15 protein-coding genes are annotated in these 19,130 nt (G+C 37.1%); 11 read left to right on the top strand and 4 right to left on the bottom strand.

Annotated features, from left to right (window positions below; genetic code table 11):
* Positions 1 to 462: 462 nt before the first annotated feature.
* The 7 genes from SOM16_RS12420 (at position 463) to SOM16_RS12390 (ending at position 10,157) form a co-directional block, all read left to right on the top strand.
* Positions 463 to 2,925 (top strand): glycoside hydrolase family 31 protein, encoded by a 2,463-nt coding sequence (locus SOM16_RS12420; RefSeq protein ID WP_320464316.1) that lies wholly within the window; start codon positions 463 to 465, stop codon positions 2,923 to 2,925.
* Between the two features lie 59 nt (positions 2,926 to 2,984).
* Positions 2,985 to 4,946, top strand: a complete 1,962-nt coding sequence (gene glgB, locus SOM16_RS12415; protein ID WP_320464315.1) for a 1,4-alpha-glucan branching protein GlgB — start codon at positions 2,985 to 2,987, stop codon at positions 4,944 to 4,946.
* A 412-nt stretch (positions 4,947 to 5,358) separates the two neighbouring features.
* On the top strand, positions 5,359 to 5,691 hold the full coding sequence (locus tag SOM16_RS12410) for an RNA polymerase sigma factor (RefSeq protein ID WP_320464314.1): 333 nt from the start codon (positions 5,359 to 5,361) through the stop codon (positions 5,689 to 5,691).
* A gap of 471 nt (positions 5,692 to 6,162) precedes the next feature.
* The gene (locus tag SOM16_RS12405; RefSeq protein ID WP_320464313.1) at positions 6,163 to 8,178 is read left to right on the top strand and encodes a hypothetical protein; all 2,016 of its coding nucleotides are present in this window, start codon (positions 6,163 to 6,165) and stop codon (positions 8,176 to 8,178) included.
* An 8-nt stretch (positions 8,179 to 8,186) separates the two neighbouring features.
* Positions 8,187 to 8,651 carry a DUF4304 domain-containing protein gene (locus SOM16_RS12400; RefSeq protein ID WP_320464312.1) on the top strand — a complete coding sequence of 155 codons (465 nt, stop codon included), beginning with the start codon at positions 8,187 to 8,189 and terminating at the stop codon, positions 8,649 to 8,651.
* Between the two features lie 158 nt (positions 8,652 to 8,809).
* Positions 8,810 to 9,334, top strand: coding sequence for a hypothetical protein (locus SOM16_RS12395; RefSeq protein ID WP_320464311.1), 525 nt, complete (start codon positions 8,810 to 8,812; stop codon positions 9,332 to 9,334).
* A 388-nt stretch (positions 9,335 to 9,722) separates the two neighbouring features.
* Positions 9,723 to 10,157: a hypothetical protein gene (locus SOM16_RS12390; RefSeq protein ID WP_320464310.1), complete on the top strand. Its 435-nt coding sequence runs from the start codon at positions 9,723 to 9,725 to the stop codon at positions 10,155 to 10,157.
* Between the two features lie 701 nt (positions 10,158 to 10,858).
* Here SOM16_RS12390 and gap read toward each other — a convergent pair.
* From gap to pfkA, 3 genes are read right to left on the bottom strand one after another with little or no spacing between them, the layout of a single operon-like run.
* A complete protein-coding gene (gap, locus tag SOM16_RS12385) occupies positions 10,859 to 11,857 on the bottom strand; it encodes a type I glyceraldehyde-3-phosphate dehydrogenase (RefSeq protein ID WP_154279720.1) in 999 nt (332 codons plus the stop codon).
* Between the two features lie 8 nt (positions 11,858 to 11,865).
* A complete protein-coding gene (locus tag SOM16_RS12380; protein ID WP_320464309.1) occupies positions 11,866 to 12,708 on the bottom strand; it encodes a hypothetical protein in 843 nt (280 codons plus the stop codon).
* Positions 12,709 to 12,711: 3 nt separating this feature from the next.
* A complete protein-coding gene (gene pfkA / locus SOM16_RS12375) occupies positions 12,712 to 13,698 on the bottom strand; it encodes a 6-phosphofructokinase (RefSeq protein WP_320464308.1) in 987 nt (328 codons plus the stop codon).
* A gap of 109 nt (positions 13,699 to 13,807) precedes the next feature.
* Here pfkA and SOM16_RS12370 point away from each other — a divergent pair, with 109 nt between their 5' ends.
* The gene (locus SOM16_RS12370) at positions 13,808 to 14,497 is read left to right on the top strand and encodes an NUDIX hydrolase (RefSeq protein WP_154279717.1); all 690 of its coding nucleotides are present in this window, start codon (positions 13,808 to 13,810) and stop codon (positions 14,495 to 14,497) included.
* A gap of 185 nt (positions 14,498 to 14,682) precedes the next feature.
* Here the strand turns inward: SOM16_RS12370 and SOM16_RS12365 are convergent, their stop codons facing one another.
* A complete protein-coding gene (locus SOM16_RS12365; RefSeq protein ID WP_320464307.1) occupies positions 14,683 to 15,543 on the bottom strand; it encodes a BadF/BadG/BcrA/BcrD ATPase family protein in 861 nt (286 codons plus the stop codon).
* A 219-nt stretch (positions 15,544 to 15,762) separates the two neighbouring features.
* On the opposite strand from SOM16_RS12365, the gene SOM16_RS12360 reads away from it, so the two are divergent.
* The 3 genes from SOM16_RS12360 to SOM16_RS12350 all read left to right on the top strand — a co-directional run bounded on the left by SOM16_RS12360 (position 15,763) and on the right by SOM16_RS12350 (position 19,022).
* A complete protein-coding gene (locus SOM16_RS12360; RefSeq protein ID WP_320464306.1) occupies positions 15,763 to 16,785 on the top strand; it encodes a GntG family PLP-dependent aldolase in 1,023 nt (340 codons plus the stop codon).
* Positions 16,786 to 16,864: 79 nt separating this feature from the next.
* Positions 16,865 to 18,376 carry an acetyl-CoA carboxylase biotin carboxylase subunit gene (gene accC / locus SOM16_RS12355; RefSeq protein WP_320464305.1) on the top strand — a complete coding sequence of 504 codons (1,512 nt, stop codon included), beginning with the start codon at positions 16,865 to 16,867 and terminating at the stop codon, positions 18,374 to 18,376.
* Between the two features lie 61 nt (positions 18,377 to 18,437).
* The gene (locus SOM16_RS12350) at positions 18,438 to 19,022 is read left to right on the top strand and encodes a riboflavin synthase (RefSeq protein WP_320464304.1); all 585 of its coding nucleotides are present in this window, start codon (positions 18,438 to 18,440) and stop codon (positions 19,020 to 19,022) included.
* Positions 19,023 to 19,130 lie beyond the last annotated feature (108 nt).

Raw genomic sequence — 19,130 nt, 5'->3', positions numbered from 1 at the left:
AACGTTTAAAGCTTTTTCCACAAAATTCAAACTACTATAACCCAAGGCAGCGCGTTCTCTCCCGATTCTTCATCGGGTGCTTGTGCTGCCGAAATAAAGCTTTAACGATTTCATCCGACAGCAGTTCCAAGCCTTGGGTTTTGGCTACCTTTTTGTCAAGAAAAAAGGTAGAAGCCCTTCGGCGGCCAGCCGAGGCAAGCCAACGCAGCAGAGAAAACAGCCCACTTATCAGCAGTTTTTTCTGGTTGGTGAAGTACCTGCAAAAAGGGACTAGCAAGCACAATAATCAAAGCCTACAGCATGCTTTTATTTCTCACCAAGAAAGTAGCTTAATGTGCAAAAAATGAGTATACCTTTTTTGTGATTTACTACGGGCCTTCTGTAAAATATTTGTATAATAGTACTTTCTTAAGCACATCCCAAGTTTAAGAGTTAAAAAAATAAATTTTGAATAAATAAAGGATGGAACAGCAAAACGATAAGCCGAATGAAGTTAATGAACTAATCGATAAGGAGCAGGAAATACAGCATTTAAATAATCCAGTAGATATATCGGTTAAGCCAATTGTTAAGCAATATCTTGGCGCCGTAAAGAAGGTAAAAAAAGAAGGAAATCGATTCTATTTCTCTGATGGCGATGCACGGGTTGAAATCCGGGTAGTAAGTGATGATATCATTAGGGTTAGACTTGCACCACATGGGGTATTCCTGGATGACTTTTCTTATGCTGTGCCTGAGGTTGATCAAAAGGTCTCTGTTTTTAAAATGCAGGAACATGAAGATCATTACACAATATCCACGCATTCAGTAACCTGTAAAATCGAAAAAGAAAACTTTCATGTTTCCTTTTCTGATAACATCACCAATATCGTAATGGTAGATGAAGCCAACTCCATGCACTGGGAAGAAAATGTGGATTTTGGTGGCTACTATATTTATGCAACAAAAAAATGTCATCCTGAAGAAAATTTCTTCGGTTTGGGGGATAAATCCGGAAACTTCAACCTTCGTGGTCGTCGCTTCGAAAACTGGAATACCGATGCCTATTCTTTTGGTTGGAACCAGGACCCACTCTACCGCACGATTCCATTTTATATCGGATTGCATAATCAGGCCGCTTACGGGATTTTCTTCGATAATACTTTTAAGTCTTACTTCGATTTTGGTGGCGAGGATGTAGATAAAACAAGTTTTTGGGCAGATGGCGGCGAACTTCAATATTATTATATCCATGGTCCGCACATTATGGATGTGGTAAAACGATACGCCAGCCTTACCGGAACACACCCTATGCCACCCAAGTGGACTTTAGGATATCAGCAATGTCGCTGGAGTTATTACCCTGAAACTAAAGTAAAAGAAATTGCGAAGCAGTTCAGGGATCGAAAAATTCCTTGTGATGCCATCTATCTGGATATCGATTATATGGACGGCTATCGCTGCTTCACCTGGAACAAAAAATATTTCCCGGATCCACGCAGAATGATCAAGGAACTTGCAGATGATGGTTTTAAAACGGTGGTAATGATCGATCCCGGAATTAAAGTGGACGATGATTATTGGGTGTTTAAAGAAGGAAAAGATAATAAATACTTCTGCAGAAGAAGTGATGATTACTTTATGGAAGGTCATGTATGGCCAGGCCGATGCCAGTTCCCTGATTTTACCAATCCAAAAGTAAGAAAGTGGTGGGGTAAATTATATGAAGAGCTGGTAGACATGGGCGTAGCAGGCTTCTGGAACGATATGAACGAACCAGCGGTTTTTGGTTCGGGCACTTTTCCTAACGATGTTCGCCATAATTATGATGGTTACCGTGGTTCTCATCGCAAAGCACATAATGTTTATGGAATGCAAATGGTTCGCTCTACGTACGAAGGGCTTAAGAAGCTGATGCGTAATAAACGTCCGTTCACGATTACAAGGGCCGGTTATTCTGGTATGCAGCGTTATGCAAGCGTTTGGACAGGCGATAACATTGCCACGTGGGAACACCTGAAAATTGGAAACATTCAGTGCCAGCGACTATCAGTTTCAGGTGTGCCGTTCTGCGGAACAGATATTGGTGGTTTCAGTGGTGAGCCAGATGGTGAATTGTTTACCCGCTGGATTCAGCTGGGAACTTTTTCTCCATTTATGCGTGCGCACTCTGCTGGTGATACTGCCGAGCGTGAACCATGGAGTTTCGGTGAGTTTTTTGAGAATATCAACCGTAAATTTATCGAATTAAGATATCGCCTGATGCCTTACCTGTATTCAGTTTTCTGGGAACATCACCGTTACGGTTTCCCGATTCTAAGACCATTGGTGATGCTGGAACAAGAAAATATAAGTAACAGTTTCCGTCAGGATGAATTCTGTTATGGCGATAAATTGTTAATCTGTCCTGTTTTAGAGCAGGGTGCAATTTCAAGACAAGTTTATCTCCCGAAAGGAACCTGGTACAACTTCTGGACGAATGAAGTGCTAGAAGGTGGAAACGAATATAACATTGAAGCAAAGATAGACAGTATGCCGATTTTTGTAAGAGCAGGTTCTGTTATCCCAGAATATCCGGTGATGCAATATGTTGATGAAAAAGCCATTAACGAAGTAGCGTTGAATATTTACAGCAGCGATTATGAGGTAAACTCTTACATGTATGAAGATCATGGAGATACCTTTGCTTTTGAGCAGGATATTTATCTGGAAAAAAAGTTCACCGTTAAAGCAGATGCCAACGGATTAAAAGTACATCAAAGAATTGAAGGGCTTTATACACCTAATTATGAATTTTATGCCTGCCAAATTATGGGCTTGAAATTTCAGGTTAAAAAGATCATTATAGATGACAAGGAAGTAGCCGATTATCTTGTAGATGATCAAAATGTGCTTCATTTTAAATGCCTTAAAAACTTCAGTGATATACAGATTTTAAGTCTGTAAATCTTTTAGCCCCAAATTCTGTTTAGTGTTTGGGGCTAATTATATCTAGCCTAATTACTATGCCAGCAAAAAAAGTTTCCAAGAATATAATAGCCGCACCTCTGATAGATACCAGTAAGCCAGTTTGGGAGTATAGCTTGTTTACGGATTATGATATTGATCTTTTCTCAGTTGGAAAGCATTTTAGATTGTATGAAAAATTGGGCTCCCATCTTCTAACTATAGAAAAAACGGATGGAACCTATTTTTCGGTATGGGCGCCAAATGCACAGCAAGTTGGTGTTGTGGGTAATTTCAACGACTGGGATACTGCTACGCATGCACTGAATAAAAGGCAGGACAAATCCGGAATCTGGGAAGGATTTATTCCCGGGATTTCAAAAGGAGCAGTTTATAAATATTTTATTAAGGGGTACGATGATTCGGAACACTTAAAGGGTGATCCTTATGCCAGGAAATGGGAACATCCACCACAAACAGCTAGTGTAGTTTGGGATACGGATTACGACTGGAAAGATAAATCCTGGCTTTTAAAAAGAGCGAAAATTAATGCACTTGATCAGCCTATTTCTGTCTACGAATTGCATTTAGGCTCATGGGAGCGCGATCCGGAAAATCCAAAACGTGTTTTAAATGCCCGTGAAGTTGCTACGAGATTAGTACCCTATGTGAAGGAAATGGGTTTCACACACGTAGAACTCATGCCGGTGATGGAGTTTCCTTACTTTCCAAGCTGGGGTTACCAGATTACCGGATACTTTGGTGCAAGTTCCCGTTACGGATCACCACAAGATTTAATGTTTTTAATTGATGCTTTGCACGAGGCAGATATTGCAGTTATTCTGGATTGGGTACCCTCACACTTTCCTGGTGATAGACATGGGCTTTATGAGTTCGATGGAACACACCTTTATGAGCATGCCGATATGCGGAAGGGATTTCATCCGGATTGGAAATCATATATATTCAATTACGACCGGAATGAAGTACGTTCATTTTTAATCAGTAATGCGCTATTTTGGCTAGACCAATACCATGCTGATGGATTACGGGTGGATGCTGTAGCTTCAATGTTGTATTTTAATTTCTCAAGAGAAGATGGTGATGCAGCAACGAATGAATATGGTGGCAGCGAAAATTTAGGCGCAATTCAGTTTCTGCAAGATTTAAATGTAGCCGTGTATGGAAATTTTGAGGGTGTTCAAACCATTGCAGAAGAAAGCAGCACTTATCCTGGTGTTACGCATCCCGTACATTCGGGGGGCTTAGGTTTCGGTATGAAATGGATGATGGGCTGGATGAATGATACGCTGAAATATTTTAAAATTGATACCCTGGCTAGGAAACACCATCATCATCAGTTAAGCTTTAGCATGACTTACGCTTTTACGGAGAATTTTATGCTTCCCTTCTCGCACGATGAAGTGGTACATGGAAAATCGCCAATGCTGTATAAGATGCCAGGAGATGACTGGCAGAAGTTCGCAAACCTAAGAGCACTTTATGGTTACATGTTTACGCACCCTGGAGCAAAGCTGTTGTTTATGGGCAACGAATTTGGAGATACCAGTGAATGGAACTTTACCCAATCATTAGACTGGCACTTGCTTCAGTTCCCCGGACATAAAGGAATGCAGGAAACCGTAAAGGCTTTAAATTTTCTATACAGAAAAGAACCAGCACTCTATCACTTCAACTTTAGTTATGAAGGCTTTGAGTGGTTAGATGCCGATAATACAAACGAATCTGTATTCGTGTTCATGAGAAAAGGGCCAAAAGCAAAAGATACCTTAGTGATTGCAATCAACCTAACACCAGTTGTTCGAGAACATTACCGCATTGGTGTACCTTTCAAAACCAAATGGAAAGAAATTTTTAATACTGATGATCTCGTTTACTATGGAAGTGGGATTAATAACAAAGGCGAAATTGTAACGAATAAAGAGGGGTACAGTAACCAGGAGTATTCTATTGATGTTACCTTGCCGCCTTTGGCTGTAATCATCTTTAAAAGTAAATAATCTAAATAAGAAAAGCCTTCCATTGCTGGAAGGCTTTCTTAAACTCTGGAGTGGAAGCTTCCAGAGAGGGTGCAAAGATACAATAATAGTTTTCTCCGGCAATAGCTATTTTAAAATAAGGTAAATATTTTTCTAAAGCTTCAATTTAACCCTTCCGTTAAAGGTTTTATCTTCGTTATTGACCAGGTTTGATCAAATGCTGGTATGCAAATCATTACTAACTTCTATGGAAACTTAACCTAATGTCTGTGGGATTTCTGCTTGGTAGAATAGATAATCGATCGTTCTCTTATAAACCCTTAGTATTCAATATAATGATAGGGCTTTCTTATTCCAATTGGTTGTTCGTTATTTAGCCTGGCCAACGAACAAATGAAACTTTATACTGTTAAGGTTTTATACTGATTAGCAAATGCAAGTTTCATTTAAAGTACCAAATCAACAAGAAGAAGACTCAGGCTTAAGTGTTTGGTTATCTGATCAGGAAATCTTTTTTGAACGTCTAAGATCACGGGATCCGGAAACATTTCGAATATTATATAAGAAATATGCTGCGGCGCTATTTGGTATGCTACTAAATAAAGTTGGAGATCAGTTAATAGCTGAAGCTATCCTGGAGAAAATATTTCTCGAAGTCTGGAATTCAATTCCTGCCTATGATGAAACTAAATTGAAAATCTTTACCTGGTTAAATCAAATTTTAAACCATCAGATTAGCCGCTATTATACCAACACTAAAATTTGATCTGAACCACCATTGTAGATCAGTCTGACTCTTTCCTGTATATTTCAAATTAGGCTTCTATCGATTGTTTTCCAGCCAATCGAAAAATTCACTTCTATAAGTCTATCTTATTTAAGGGTTGACAAGATAAAATTTAATATGTATTATAATAACGCTACTGCTGCATATTAATTCGTCTGTTTATACACTTGCTTTGATGGATCTCATCATTAATTTAAACAGTATATTGCCAGTTGGTGTAATTTTTTAATTAAAATTATCCACCTTATTGGTGTAGATTGAATTGTATTCTAATTTCATGTAAAATATGTTTAGGTATATTGTTGTAGTTTTTACGTATACAGTATATTTGATATTATCATCCCCCCCCGATAAGTTTGCCAAATATTTGTGTTTCGTTTTAATATAAAATAGCCATCAATAATTGGTTGTCATCCCGAACTAAGAATTTAGAATAGACAATAATTTAAAATGATGAAAAGTAAAACTAATGCATTCTACTCACCACTGAAAGTGTTTGTATTGCTTTATTTGGTTGTTCTGCTAATGGTAGCAGGTTGTAAAAAAGATCAATCTATTGGTGATGATGTTCCAAATACTACAATTAATCAACTAAAAGGCTGGTATGGTGCCGAAAAGGCAAAATCAAACAATAAATCTGGAGCATTACCTGGTTTAACTCCAGTGTGGGGTAAAGTTGTAGTGCTTGAAGATGAGGGGAATATGGTCTACGAAGTAGAACTTATAAACTCAAACCACTTATTTACAGCAGATAAAAGAATAGATAAGTCAAAGTATAAAGAATATGAAAAGAGAAATTCTTTCAGGCTTGTTCTTATAAAAGATAAAAATACAGCACAAGTTAGCGGTGCCTATATGAATATTCTTTTAGAGAATAATGATCAGGACTTACAAAAGGTGCATTATAAAAAGGCTACAAATTTTACTGGCACCATTCAATATTATAATATCAATGGAACTTATAACATGGGGTGGCATTACACTAAGGGCAGAATAGATAAGAAGTATATTTCTCTTTTAAGATCAGCCTCAGGTGCTTCAACAGAAAAAGAACCTGCCTGTGGCGTTTTCCCGGTAATGGGAACCATTTGTGTTGGAGGAGATGATGACCCGCCAGTTTGTACAACAAGTGTAGTTGGAACAACAGAAATTGACTGTTATCCAATTGAAGGAGGAGGCGGTACCGGTGGTGGGAATGGAGGAGGAGGTGGAAGTAGCGGAGGCGGCTTCGGGCCTGGTGGTAATGGGCCTGGTGGAGGCGGCACCAACAATTATGGCGTAGATCCAAATTGTGTGAACTGCCAGATTAGTGATAGTAATCTGGATGCGTTTCTCACGGCAGCCAGAGCAGCAGGGGTAACCGTAAAACCTGCTTTCCATACTACACTAACTACGCCAAATGGCTCACAATATGAAGGAATGATGACGCAGTTAACTGATGCCAATGGTGTGCTGATTGCCAGTTATTTTTCTCCAGACTCTAACTCTGGTCAATTTTTAACCGGGAACAGTTATAATATTGGTAATAATGATTCTTCAGGAACAATTAATACCAATAGCACTGCAATTACCGTATATGATTCGCCATTTGGTCAGACATTTAATTTTGTTTCGCTTTACCCACCTGATGCTTCAGGCGGCGGAACGGCAGTATATAGTCCAGATTATACTTATTACTACTCAGAAAATGAAATGATTGATTTTGTAAGTTTAATACAAGATCCAATTACCGGAAATGGAATCGACCTGTATTTAATACTGAATTATAAAGGTTCAAAATTATTAGATTTAAGCAAAAGAAGCACCTCAAATACGATTGATATAGGAAGCTATACCTTAATGGCACATTATGATAAATCTGTTGGAGGTAGTTTACTGTTTTATTCAGCAGCAAGGTTAGGTAACGGAGTTAAAAATGGTATAGAGTACATAATAAGAGCTGATCAACTGAATGCTTTTCGAGCGAACATAGCATATTATACCAGTGCAGCAGATTTGGTTTACATGAACGGGATTCCAAGTAAAGGAATGATCCAAACGATGGCAGGCGAGCGTATTAGCGGTTTGGGTAACTTGTGGGTTGATGCATTAAAATCTCCTGAATATTGGGTATATCTGATCAATTGTTTTATTATTGAGCCGTCTAATCCAAAAGTACGGGATGCTGTAGAAGAATCGATCCCTGTAGGAGCGGCTTATACCAGGTCTTCATTGGAATTTGGACAAAGAATGCATGCGGAATATAAATTAGCGGATGTAATCCCAGGTGTAGCAATAAAAGAATATCGAGGAATAAATGGTATTCGACCAGATTTTGTAGATTTCAATACGCGAACTATCTTTGAATTGAAGCCTAATAATCCAAGACAAATTTCTGCAGGAAATGCGCAATTAGCAAAATATAAAATAGTTTTTGAAAACCAATATCCTGGGACTACTTGGAATACAATCTTAAACACTTATTGATAAAGACGATGGAAAAAAAAGAATTAGTTCAATTTTTAAATGATATATTTTTCCCTATTGATTTTAAAAGAAAAGGAAATTATTGGGTGAACAATGAAAAGTTTATTAATAAGATAGTTAATCTACAAAAGTCTCAATATAGTAATGCCTATTATTTGAATTACGGTTACATCATTAATTCTTTGGAGCTTAATAATTTTAAAGAGCATATACCTTACAGGCTTGGTTCATCGGATTCTGAACAACAAAGAAAAATAACTGAATTACTTAATTTAGATACCAATATTATTGACAAACTGCGGCTTTCAGAATTGAGAAAAATTATAAATAATGAAATTGTATTACCAATGCAGTTAATCCATACAGAAGAAGATTTATTAGAGGTTTTAAAAGGAATGAGGTATCGTTATACAATTCCACCATTCGTTTTAAAATATTTTAATTTATCGGTGGATGACAGTGAAAGGTTATAATAGAAATGAAGAAATAAAAAATAAACTCTATCTCTTACAATCTATTGAATTGACCCCGACAAATGATAAATTTACTAACATACCAACGAATCTGCTTAAGATTCTGTCTGGCTCTGTTAATTTGGAATAGACTACCAACCCAAATACAGGCCAAGATTTTGAAGAGGTGCAATGATGAAATGATGAAAAAGCCTAAAACTAAACAAGTCAAATCGAAACAGATTGAGGAATGGATAAAAGAAGGAAGGGCAGTTCTAAGAAACGACCTAAGACCAGAATACATGGGCGACTGGTCTGATTATTATTTGTTAGATGATCTCGGTCTTTTAATTAGAGATACTTTTGAAAGGAAAAATGCAATACTTTATGAAAAATATTCTGAATATTTGATTTTTTCTGAAAAGAATAGAGAACGAGAAAATCGGGTCAACCAACTACCTATCTCACCTAGTGCATCACTCTCTGGATATATTCAGGTTTCAGTTAAAGAGTTTGAGTTAATGATCTCAGCTTCTGATAAGATGTTGGCCTCCGAGTTTTCAATATCAGCTAATCTATTGGACTATTCACTGGAAAGTCTTATCTATATTGATAAATCCATAAAAAAATACTTAAAAAGTTTGATTCCGGAGATTTTCAAGAGCGATATAGTTTGCTCATCTCAGCATATTGTGGCGAGGTAATAAGAAGGAAAATTAATGGAAATTGGAAAATTACTGGCAATGCTGAAGGAATATTAGACCAGATACTAATAGTAGAAAAAACTAATCAAGAATATTCATATCGCCCGGAAATCCCTATAATGCTAATACTTTCCGGAGATGCTCCTAGAGGCTCAAATCTCAAGATCGAAGTAGGTGCCCAATTGCACAAATATGGTTTTATAAAAGGAAATGAAGCGCATTATGGGATCAAGTAGTTTTGGAAACAAATTAGTATTGCTTACTTAAAATTTTGTCTGGCCCTGTTGATTTGGAATGACCAGCCAACCCAAATACAGGCTCAGATTTTGAAGAAGTACAATGATGAAGAAACATTATAATTAAGAAACCATGTATAAACTTTACAATTATGGAATACATTATTTATCAGAATGATAAAATAATGTTAAAAGGGAGTAAATCTCCATTGTTAATTAGCGTAATTTTATTCCTGACATCATTTTTATTTTTTCTATTACCAATCTACGGGATGACTTTAAATTTATTTCATGGAAATGGAATTACGTTTTTTTCTCTCATAATTATTGCTATTTTTTTCATGTTAGGATACTATCTGCTTCGAATATCATTATGGAATACTTTTGGTAAAGAGATTATTTGGATAGGGCATGAAAAAATTGTTTACAAGGCAGATTACGGTTGGTTCAAGGGTGATAAGAAAGAAATTTATTTAAAAAATCTCAATTACTTAATAAAGCCTTGCGAATTCGAAAAAAATAATATGAGGGTTTTAATATTAGAGTCTGATAAATCAAAAATCGAATGTGTTGTTCAATGCCAATAATAGAATTAGAGACTTTGCTAATTAATCTCAGAAATATAACTTAGACAATATCAGAACCAAGTCTTTATATTATAGTATTGACTTGGCTCGCCTGGTTATTATTTCAAAATTGTCTGAAAAAGAAAAAGGAGACCTCATCCAAGCGTCTCCTTTTTTTCTAACCAAATATAAACCTGTTATGAGCCAGGCTTTGTCTTTAATCCTCCATCTAAATGTTATTTTTCAGGAGAATGATTTATCTTTTTAATGTGAATAAACATTGTCTCGTTTATTACTCTACAAATATAGTAAAAAAAATGATAGTGTAAAAAATACACTATGAAATTTTTATATATTTTTTTTGTCATTTTTTATTTGCGCCTGCTTTTATGATAGAATCTGAGCTTAAAACTACCGCGATGCGAATATACATCGAAAATATGTTAAGTAAATGTTAAATTTATATAAAAAACATATTTTTGATAGCTATTTTCTTATAAAATTAGGGTTATTGCGTAATTGTGATTGAATTTAATGTGATTTCGATGTTATTTTTTTTATAAACGCTCTTTTTGCGTAGATTATTTAAGCCTTATTTGATTTTTAGCTCAAAATTATACATCCTTTTATTAGTGAAATTTATTTTTAAAATGAAAAAGCGACAAATGCCAATGGCATTGTCGCTTTTAAACTACTAAATTTAGTTTTATAGCTATTTTTTATTATAAACTTGCGTAGTATTCTACGAATTTTGCAAGTGCAGAAGAATATCCCCACTCATTATCATACCATGAAACTACTTTTACAAAGTTATCATTTAATGAAATACCCGCTTTTGCATCGAAAATAGAAGCGTGATCATCACCAATGAAGTCAGAAGAAACAACTTCATCTTCAGTGTAAGCCAATACGCCTTTTAGTTCACCTTCAGAAGCAGCTTTCATTGCCGCTTTAATTTCTTCGTAAGTTGCTGCTTTTTCTAAACGAACAGTTAAATCTACTACAGAAACGTCAGCTACAGGAACGCGGAAAGACATACCTGTTAATTTACCTTTTAATTCAGGTAATACCATACCTACTGCTTTAGCAGCACCAGTTGATGAAGGAATGATGTTAGAGAAACCACCACGTCCGCCTCTCCAGTCTTTAGCCGAAGGACCATCTACTGTTTTTTGAGTTGCAGTTACTGCGTGAATTGTGCTCATTAAGCCTTCAACGATTCCGAAGTTATCATTTAATACCTTAGCGATTGGCGCTAAACAGTTGGTAGTACAAGATGCATTAGAAACGATAGTTTGATCTGCCGTTAATTTATCGTGGTTAACACCCATTACGTAAGTAGGGATGTCGCTATCTTTAGCCGGAGCAGAGAAAACAACTTTTTTAGCACCAGCAGCGATGTGTTTTTCAGCATCAGCGCGGGTTAAAAATAAACCAGTAGATTCGATTACTACTTCAACACCAACTGCATCCCATTTCAAGTCAGCAGGGTTTCTTTCTGCAGTTACGCGAATGGTTTTGCCATTAACGACTAAGTTACCATCTACAACTTCAATTGTGCCATCAAATTTACCGTGTGTTGTATCATATTTCAACATATAAGCCATGTAATCTGGCTCGATCAAATCGTTAATTGCTACAATATCTAATCCTCTTTTTAATGCGGCTCTGAAAACCAGTCTGCCGATACGGCCAAAGCCGTTTATTCCAATTTTGCTCATTGTTTTTGTTAATTAGTGTAATGTTTTAATAAATTTAATATGGGTTCTTTAATAATAGATTTTATCTTTAGTTGATGTCTTTCAGCCGTAAGTTGCAATCGATCTTCCAATTCTGCCGCCACTTTACCAACGAAATGTAAATCCTCATTGCTGTGTTTTGCAACTATAGGTAATACATAGGTTTGAAAATATTTTTCAAATCCTTCATCAATTAAACTAAGGATGTAATCATGTTTAATATTTTGAGTAAAAAAATCAAAGAAAGAAGTTAAAAATATATTCGCCTGTGGCTTATTATAAATTCTTTCTAAAATTTGAGGGCGATCCAGATTGAAATTTCTGATGAATTTAGTTTCCAGTTCTTCTGGCAATTGCTTACTTAAAAAATTTTTAAGAAGTATTTTTCCAAAATAGTTAGATGAACCTTCATCACCTAGTATGTATCCTAAACCAAAGTTATTGTTATTTAGTCTCTTACCGTCAAAATAAGCGCAATTTGATCCACTTCCCAGCATGCCTACTATTCCGGGTTGATCATAACAGGCTGCCTTGGCTGCACCGAACAAATCGTTCTCTACGAAAACTTTGCTATATCTAAAGAATGATAATAAAGTTTCTGCGAGTTCATCTCTTCGATCCGCAGAAGAAGCTCCGGCAGCGAAAAAATAAATTTTCTTGATATTTTCAGCATTGTTTACCAGCACAACTTTTTTGTTCAGAATCTGAAGAATCATTTTTGGGTCTACAAAGGTGGGATTAATACCTGTTGTATTGCAATGCGCTATGACTTGCCCATTTCGTGTTAATTTCCAAAATGCGGTCTTCGAACCACTGTAAACAACTGCTACCATAAATTATATTGATAAAACTTCAGTCATTTCCATTAGATCGGGCTCCAGTTTAAAGCTATGCGCAGTAAGGGCTTCTGTAATACTGGTTAGCTTAATTGCATTTCCATGTAAACCCACCATTTGTTCTGTTTCACCTGCAATCAGTGCATTTACTGCGGCAAAGCCCAATCTGCTTCCTAAAATACGGTCGAAACTGCTTGGACTTCCGCCTCTTTGCAAGTGCCCGAGGATGGTTACTTTAGTATCATAATGATCAAAAGTTTCCTTTACCTGTTTAGCGATGTCATAAGCGCCACCCTGTTTATGTCCTTCGGCAACAATTACAATGCTTGATGATTTTTTGGTCGCAGCACCCAATGCCAGTTTAGTAATTAACTCGTCTACACTGGTTGCTCTTTCTGGTAATAAAACAGCTTCTGCACCACTTGCAATAGAACTTCTAAGTGCAATACAGCCAGAGTCTCTTCCCATTACTTCAATAAAAAACAAGCGATCATGTGCATCTGCAGTATCTCTGATTTTATCTATTGCTTCAATTACTGTATTAATAGCAGTATCATAGCCTAAAGTAAAGTCAGATCCAACCAGGTCATTATCAATTGTTCCGGGAATCCCAATTACTTTAACGCCAAAAGTTTCAGAAAAACGTTTAGCACCGGTAAAAGTTCCATCTCCACCGATAACCACCAGACCATCAATGTTATTTTTCTTTAAATTCTGATAAGCAATCTGCTGCCCTTCATCAGTTTTAAATTCTAAACAGCGTGCAGTTTTTAATATGGTTCCCCCTAAGTGTAAAATATTACTTACAGATCGGGCGTCCATTGGTTTTATATTGTCTGTGATCAATCCATGATAACCTTGCATTACACCAAACATATTGATGCCATGGTAAATTCCGGTACGAACAACAGCTCTGATTGCCGCATTCATTCCTGGGGCATCGCCACCAGAAGTAAGTACAGCTATATTTTTAATATTTGGCTCCATCTATGATACGAATATAGTGTGTAATTTTTACACTAAGTAATTTTTTTTATTTTTTTTACTTAATATTGAAAGTCATACCTTTATCTGCTTAAAATAACTAAATTTTACCTTGGAACAAATTTTACCTCATTTAGATTCAGTATTCTCGATAGATTGCGTTTTGTTTGGATTTGATGGTAAGGAACTAAAAATCTTACTCATCGAAAGAAATGAAGAACCATTTAAAGATTGGTGGGCTTTGCCCGGTAACATTGTTGGTGCAGACGAAAGCCTGGATCAATCGGCTTCTCGTATCCTATATGAGTTAACCGGCCTACGTGGTATTTATATGGAGCAATATTATGCTTTTGGAGATCCCGGAAGGCACCCGCAAGGTAGAGTAATTACACTGGCATATTATGCGCTGATTCGTTTGGGCGGTGATAAAGAACTTCGTCCAATTAGTACTTATGCTAAACGTGCGAACTGGTTACCCATTACCGATTTGCCAAAACTCGCTTTTGATCACCAGAAGATTTATGATAAAGGCTTAGAAAAAATAAAACGTAGGATTAAGCATCAGCCGATTGCCTTTGAATTGCTTCCTGAAAAATTTACTTTAACCCAATTGCAACATGTTTATGAGCTGATTTTAGGTAAAAAACTTGATAAGCGGAACTTTAGAAAGAAAATTGTCAGCTTCGGTGTGCTCAAAGAGTTAGATGAAAAACAAAAAGGTGTTTCTTATCGTGCTGCAACGTTGTATCGTTTTGATAAACGCAGATACGCCAAGTTGTTTGGAAAAGAGATTTCTTTTTAGGAGCGAAGAGTAAGGATTAAGGAGCAAGGATAAAGGAGCAAAGAGTAAGGATAAAAGAGCAAGGATAAAAGAGCAAAGATTAAAGACAAGGTGCTATATAAAAAAGGTCCCGATTGAATTTCAATCGGGACCTTTTTGGTTTAGTGACTTAAGACTATGGACTTTGGACTCCAGACTAAAGAAAACTAACCTTTTTTCGCAGTTTCTAAATGATAATGAACTAAATCATCTATAGGTGAGCGGATAATTTTACCCACACCCATTTCATAACGATCTGCTACAATACTTAAAATATCACGGAAGCTGTAACCCACAGAACCCACACAATTTAACTTGTGGTCTTTGTAGTTTGGATAGTGAATCACCAATGCCTCAAAAAACGAAGTAAAAGCGTAGTCTATTGTACTGAACGCATAGTCTTCATAGTTATCTTTAAAATCGTATAAAAATTTACTGAAGCTTGCACAGAAACGGTTCGGCAATGGCTTGTTGTATATATTATCAAAAATATCCTCGTTGGTTAAAGCATAATTATCATAAAAAGCCTCACGTAAACCTTTCGGCATATAACCTTTCATATAATCGCTCAAAATCCGTTTCCCGATATAGGAACCGCTACCTTCATCACCTAAAAAGTAACCTAAAGAATCAATATTCAAGGTAATGTCGTTTCCGTCGTATAAACATGAGTTGGTACCAGTACCTAAAATAGCAGCAAATCCTGGCTCGTTTCCAAGAAGTGCCCTGCAAGAGGCAAGTAGATCATGACCAACGAAAATTTCGGCATTAATGAAAATCTGTTTCATGGCATCGGCCACGATCTTTACATTACCGGGGGTAGAACATCCAGCGCCATAATAATAAACAGCGGTTAGTTTTTCTCTTTCCAAGTGGTCTGGAAGCGTTTCGTTTAAAGATTTTACAATGTATTCTCCTTTCGAAAAATATGGATTGTAACCCTCGGTGTTAAAGTAAATTTTTCTGCCGGCCTCGTTAATCAGACACCAGTTTGTTTTGGTCGATCCACCGTCTGCAATTACTATCATTTTATTTATTTTTGGTTTTAGCACGATAAAAGTATAAAAACTCTTATATTTTGTATCCTTTTTTTTAATAATTTTTTAACAATTTATTGTTGTTGAAATTTAAGTGTGTAAAAAATACACTATATAGGGGCGTTAATCGCGTTAAAAGCCTAATATTATACTAGAAAAGGCATTGGTCTTTTTTTTAATCGTCAAGAATATTTTACAATTTTAAGTCAAATGAATAATAACTTTTTAGATTTTAGGAGCGATACGGTAACCAAACCAACGGCCGGGATGCTGGATGCCATGATGAATGCAAAGGTGGGAGATGATGTTTTTGGGGAGGATGAAACGGTGGCTGCACTCGAAGAAAAACTATGCAATATCTTTAATATGGAAGCCGGATTATTTTGTCCATCGGGAACGATGACGAACCAAATTGCTATTAAATGTTTCACTCAACCGATGGATGAAGTAATTTGCGATCAAACGGCACATGTATATCGTTATGAGATTGGCGGAATTGCCTTTCATTCCGGCGCATCAGTGAGATTGCTTCATGGCGAAAGGGGAATTTTAACCCCGGAAATGATTGAGCCGGAAATTAATGAAGATAATATTCATTATCCAAATTCCAGTCTGGTGGTGTTGGAAAACACCGTGAACAAGGGCGGAGGAAAATGTTATGACCTTTCCCAAATTGCACCTATCCATCATTTATGTAATGTTAAAGGTTTGAAACTCCATTTAGATGGAGCAAGAATCTTTAATGCTTTGGCTAAAACCGGAGACAAGGCACAAGACTATGGGAAATATTTTGATGGCATTTCGGTTTGTTTATCTAAAGGACTTGGTGCGCCCGTTGGATCAGTACTTTTAGGAAGCAAAGATATGATCAGAAAAGCCCGTAAACTTAGAAAAGCCTTTGGTGGCGGAATGCGCCAGGCGGGTTTTTTGGCCGCTGCAGGAATTTATGCGCTAGATCATCATGTAGAAAGATTACAGAAAGATCATCAGCATGCACATGCCTTGGCCGAAGCTTTGTTAAGTACACAGTACGTGGTATCTGTATTGCCCGTTGAAACTAATATTGTGATTTTCGAGGTAGCAAAAGGAACAGCCGAAAAAGTTGTTCAGCAGTTAAAAGAAAAAGGATTACTTTGTGGTACAACAAGTGCCAGTACGGTAAGATTGGTTACCCATTTGAATCTTAGCCCCGAGATGATTGATCGTGCGATTGAAATAATATTACATTTGTAGTTATAGCTAAAGATCCACGGGCTGGAGCCCGAAGTCAATAGTTTCATCATTATCTGTATATACACAAAGTCTAGCCAAAATGCCTAATCCCGCCAAACTGCTCACTCCAATCTCCAAAATCCTCATCGCCAACCGTGGTGAGATTGCTTTGCGCATTATGCGTTCTGCTAAGGAAATGGGGATAAAAACTGTTGCTGTATTTTCTGAGGCCGATCGGAATGCACTGCATGTTCGTTACGCTGATGAAGCAATTTGTATCGGCCCGGCACCATCAAACCAAAGTTACCTGGTTGGCGAAAAAATTATTGATGCATGCAAAAGAACTGGTGCTGATGCCATTCATCCAGGTTATGGTTTCTTATCGGAAAATGCTGCCTTTGCGCAACAGGTAGCGGATGCAGGATTAATCTTAATTGGACCTTCGCCAGAAGCCATGGAGATTATGGGGAATAAATTATCAGCGAAAGCGGCAGCGTTAAAATACAATATTCCGATGGTTCCGGGAACGGAAGAAGCCATTAGCGATATAAACGAAGCAAAGAAAAGGGCTGTCGAAGTTGGCTTCCCTATCCTGATCAAAGCTGCGGCTGGCGGTGGTGGAAAAGGCATGCGGATTGTAGAAAGTGTTGATGATTTTGAAGAGCAAATGGACCTCGCAGTGAGCGAAGCAACATCTGCCTTTGGAGATGGCGCAGTATTTATTGAGCGGTATGTTACCTCTCCACGGCATATTGAAATTCAGGTTTTAGGTGATCATCATGGAAATATTGTTCACCTTTTCGAAAGAGAATGCTCGGTACAACGCCGACACCAAAAGGTGGTAGAAGAAGCCCCATCATCGGTATTAACGCCAGAAATTCGCGAGGAGATGGGAAAATGTGCAGTAGATGTTGCTCGTGCTGTTAATTACACTGGTGCGGGAACAGTAGAATTTATTCTAGATGAAAACCTGGATTTCTTTTTCCTGGAGATGAATACACGTTTGCAGGTAGAACATCCGGTAACGGAACTGATTACTGGTATCGATTTAGTAAAAGAACAAATTAAAATTGCAGCAGGCGAGGCGTTAAGTTTTGGTCAAAAAGATTTAAATATTATCGGGCATGCCGTTGAACTTCGCGTTTATGCAGAAGATCCTAACAATAATTTTCTGCCCGATATTGGCGTACTCGAAACTTATAAAACCCCAAAAGGAAATGGTGTGCGGGTAGATGATGGTTTCGAACAAGGCATGGAAATTCCGATTTTTTATGATCCGATGATTGCTAAACTCATTACTTATGGTAAGGATAGGGCAGAGGCCATCGCCAGAATGGTTAGGGCCATAGAAGAATATGAGATTACCGGGATAGAAACTACGTTGGCTTTTGGTAAGTTTGTGATGCAACATGAAGCTTTTAAAATTGGAAATTTCGACACCCATTTTGTGGCCAAATATTTTAAGCCAGATCAGGTAAAGGCTGTAGATGATGATGAAGCTTTGATCGCTGCGATTGTTGCCACTAAGTTCTTCGGGAAAAGCGTATTAAAAGTGGAACATAAACATGTTACTCAATCGTCTAACTGGAGAAAAAATAGATTAAAATATTAATACTGGTTTCTTAATTCTAACCAAGTTTAGGAGCTTAAGTGAATCTTAACAATTATAAATCATGTTTACTGGAATTATAGAAACGCTGGGCGAAGTTACCGCCATTAAAAACGACCATACCAACATTCATTTTACTATTTCATCGGCTATTAGCCACGAATTGAAGATTGATCAGAGTGTGGCACACAATGGCGTTTGCCTTACTGTAGTATCGTTATCAAATGACTCACATACCGTTACAGCGATTGATGAAACCTTAAATAAAACGAGTTTAGGCAATTTAAAAGTTGGAAGCCGTGTAAATCTAGAACGTTGTATGCAAATGAATGCCCGCTTAGATGGACATATTGTTCAAGGTCATGTAGACCAAACAGCAGTTTGTGTTAAAAGAGAAGAATTAGATGGCAGTTGGGAATACCGCTTCAAATATGATAGTGCCTCTGGAAATGTAACGGTAGAAAAGGGTTCTGCTTGTGTAAACGGGATCAGTTTAACGGTTGTAAATTCTACTGCTGATGAGTTTTCTGTATTTATCATTCCCTATACCTTCGAACATACCAATCTACAAGAGGTTCTGGTGGGTGATACCGTAAACCTGGAATTTGATATTATCGGGAAATACGTTGCCAGATTGATGAATAAATAGGTGATTTAATCATAAACGTATCATGTAAGTCTTTATAGGAAGCTGTGTTTATCGAAAGACCAATAGCGATTAATTACCGATCGCTATTGGTCTTTTGTTATCCAGGTG

The sequence above is a fragment of the Pedobacter sp. CFBP9032 genome, from assembly GCF_034045265.1.
In the GTDB taxonomy this organism is placed as follows: domain Bacteria; phylum Bacteroidota; class Bacteroidia; order Sphingobacteriales; family Sphingobacteriaceae; genus Pedobacter.
The sequence above is the reverse complement of the archived record's forward strand: the minus strand, read 5'-3'. Positions and strand labels throughout refer to the sequence as shown.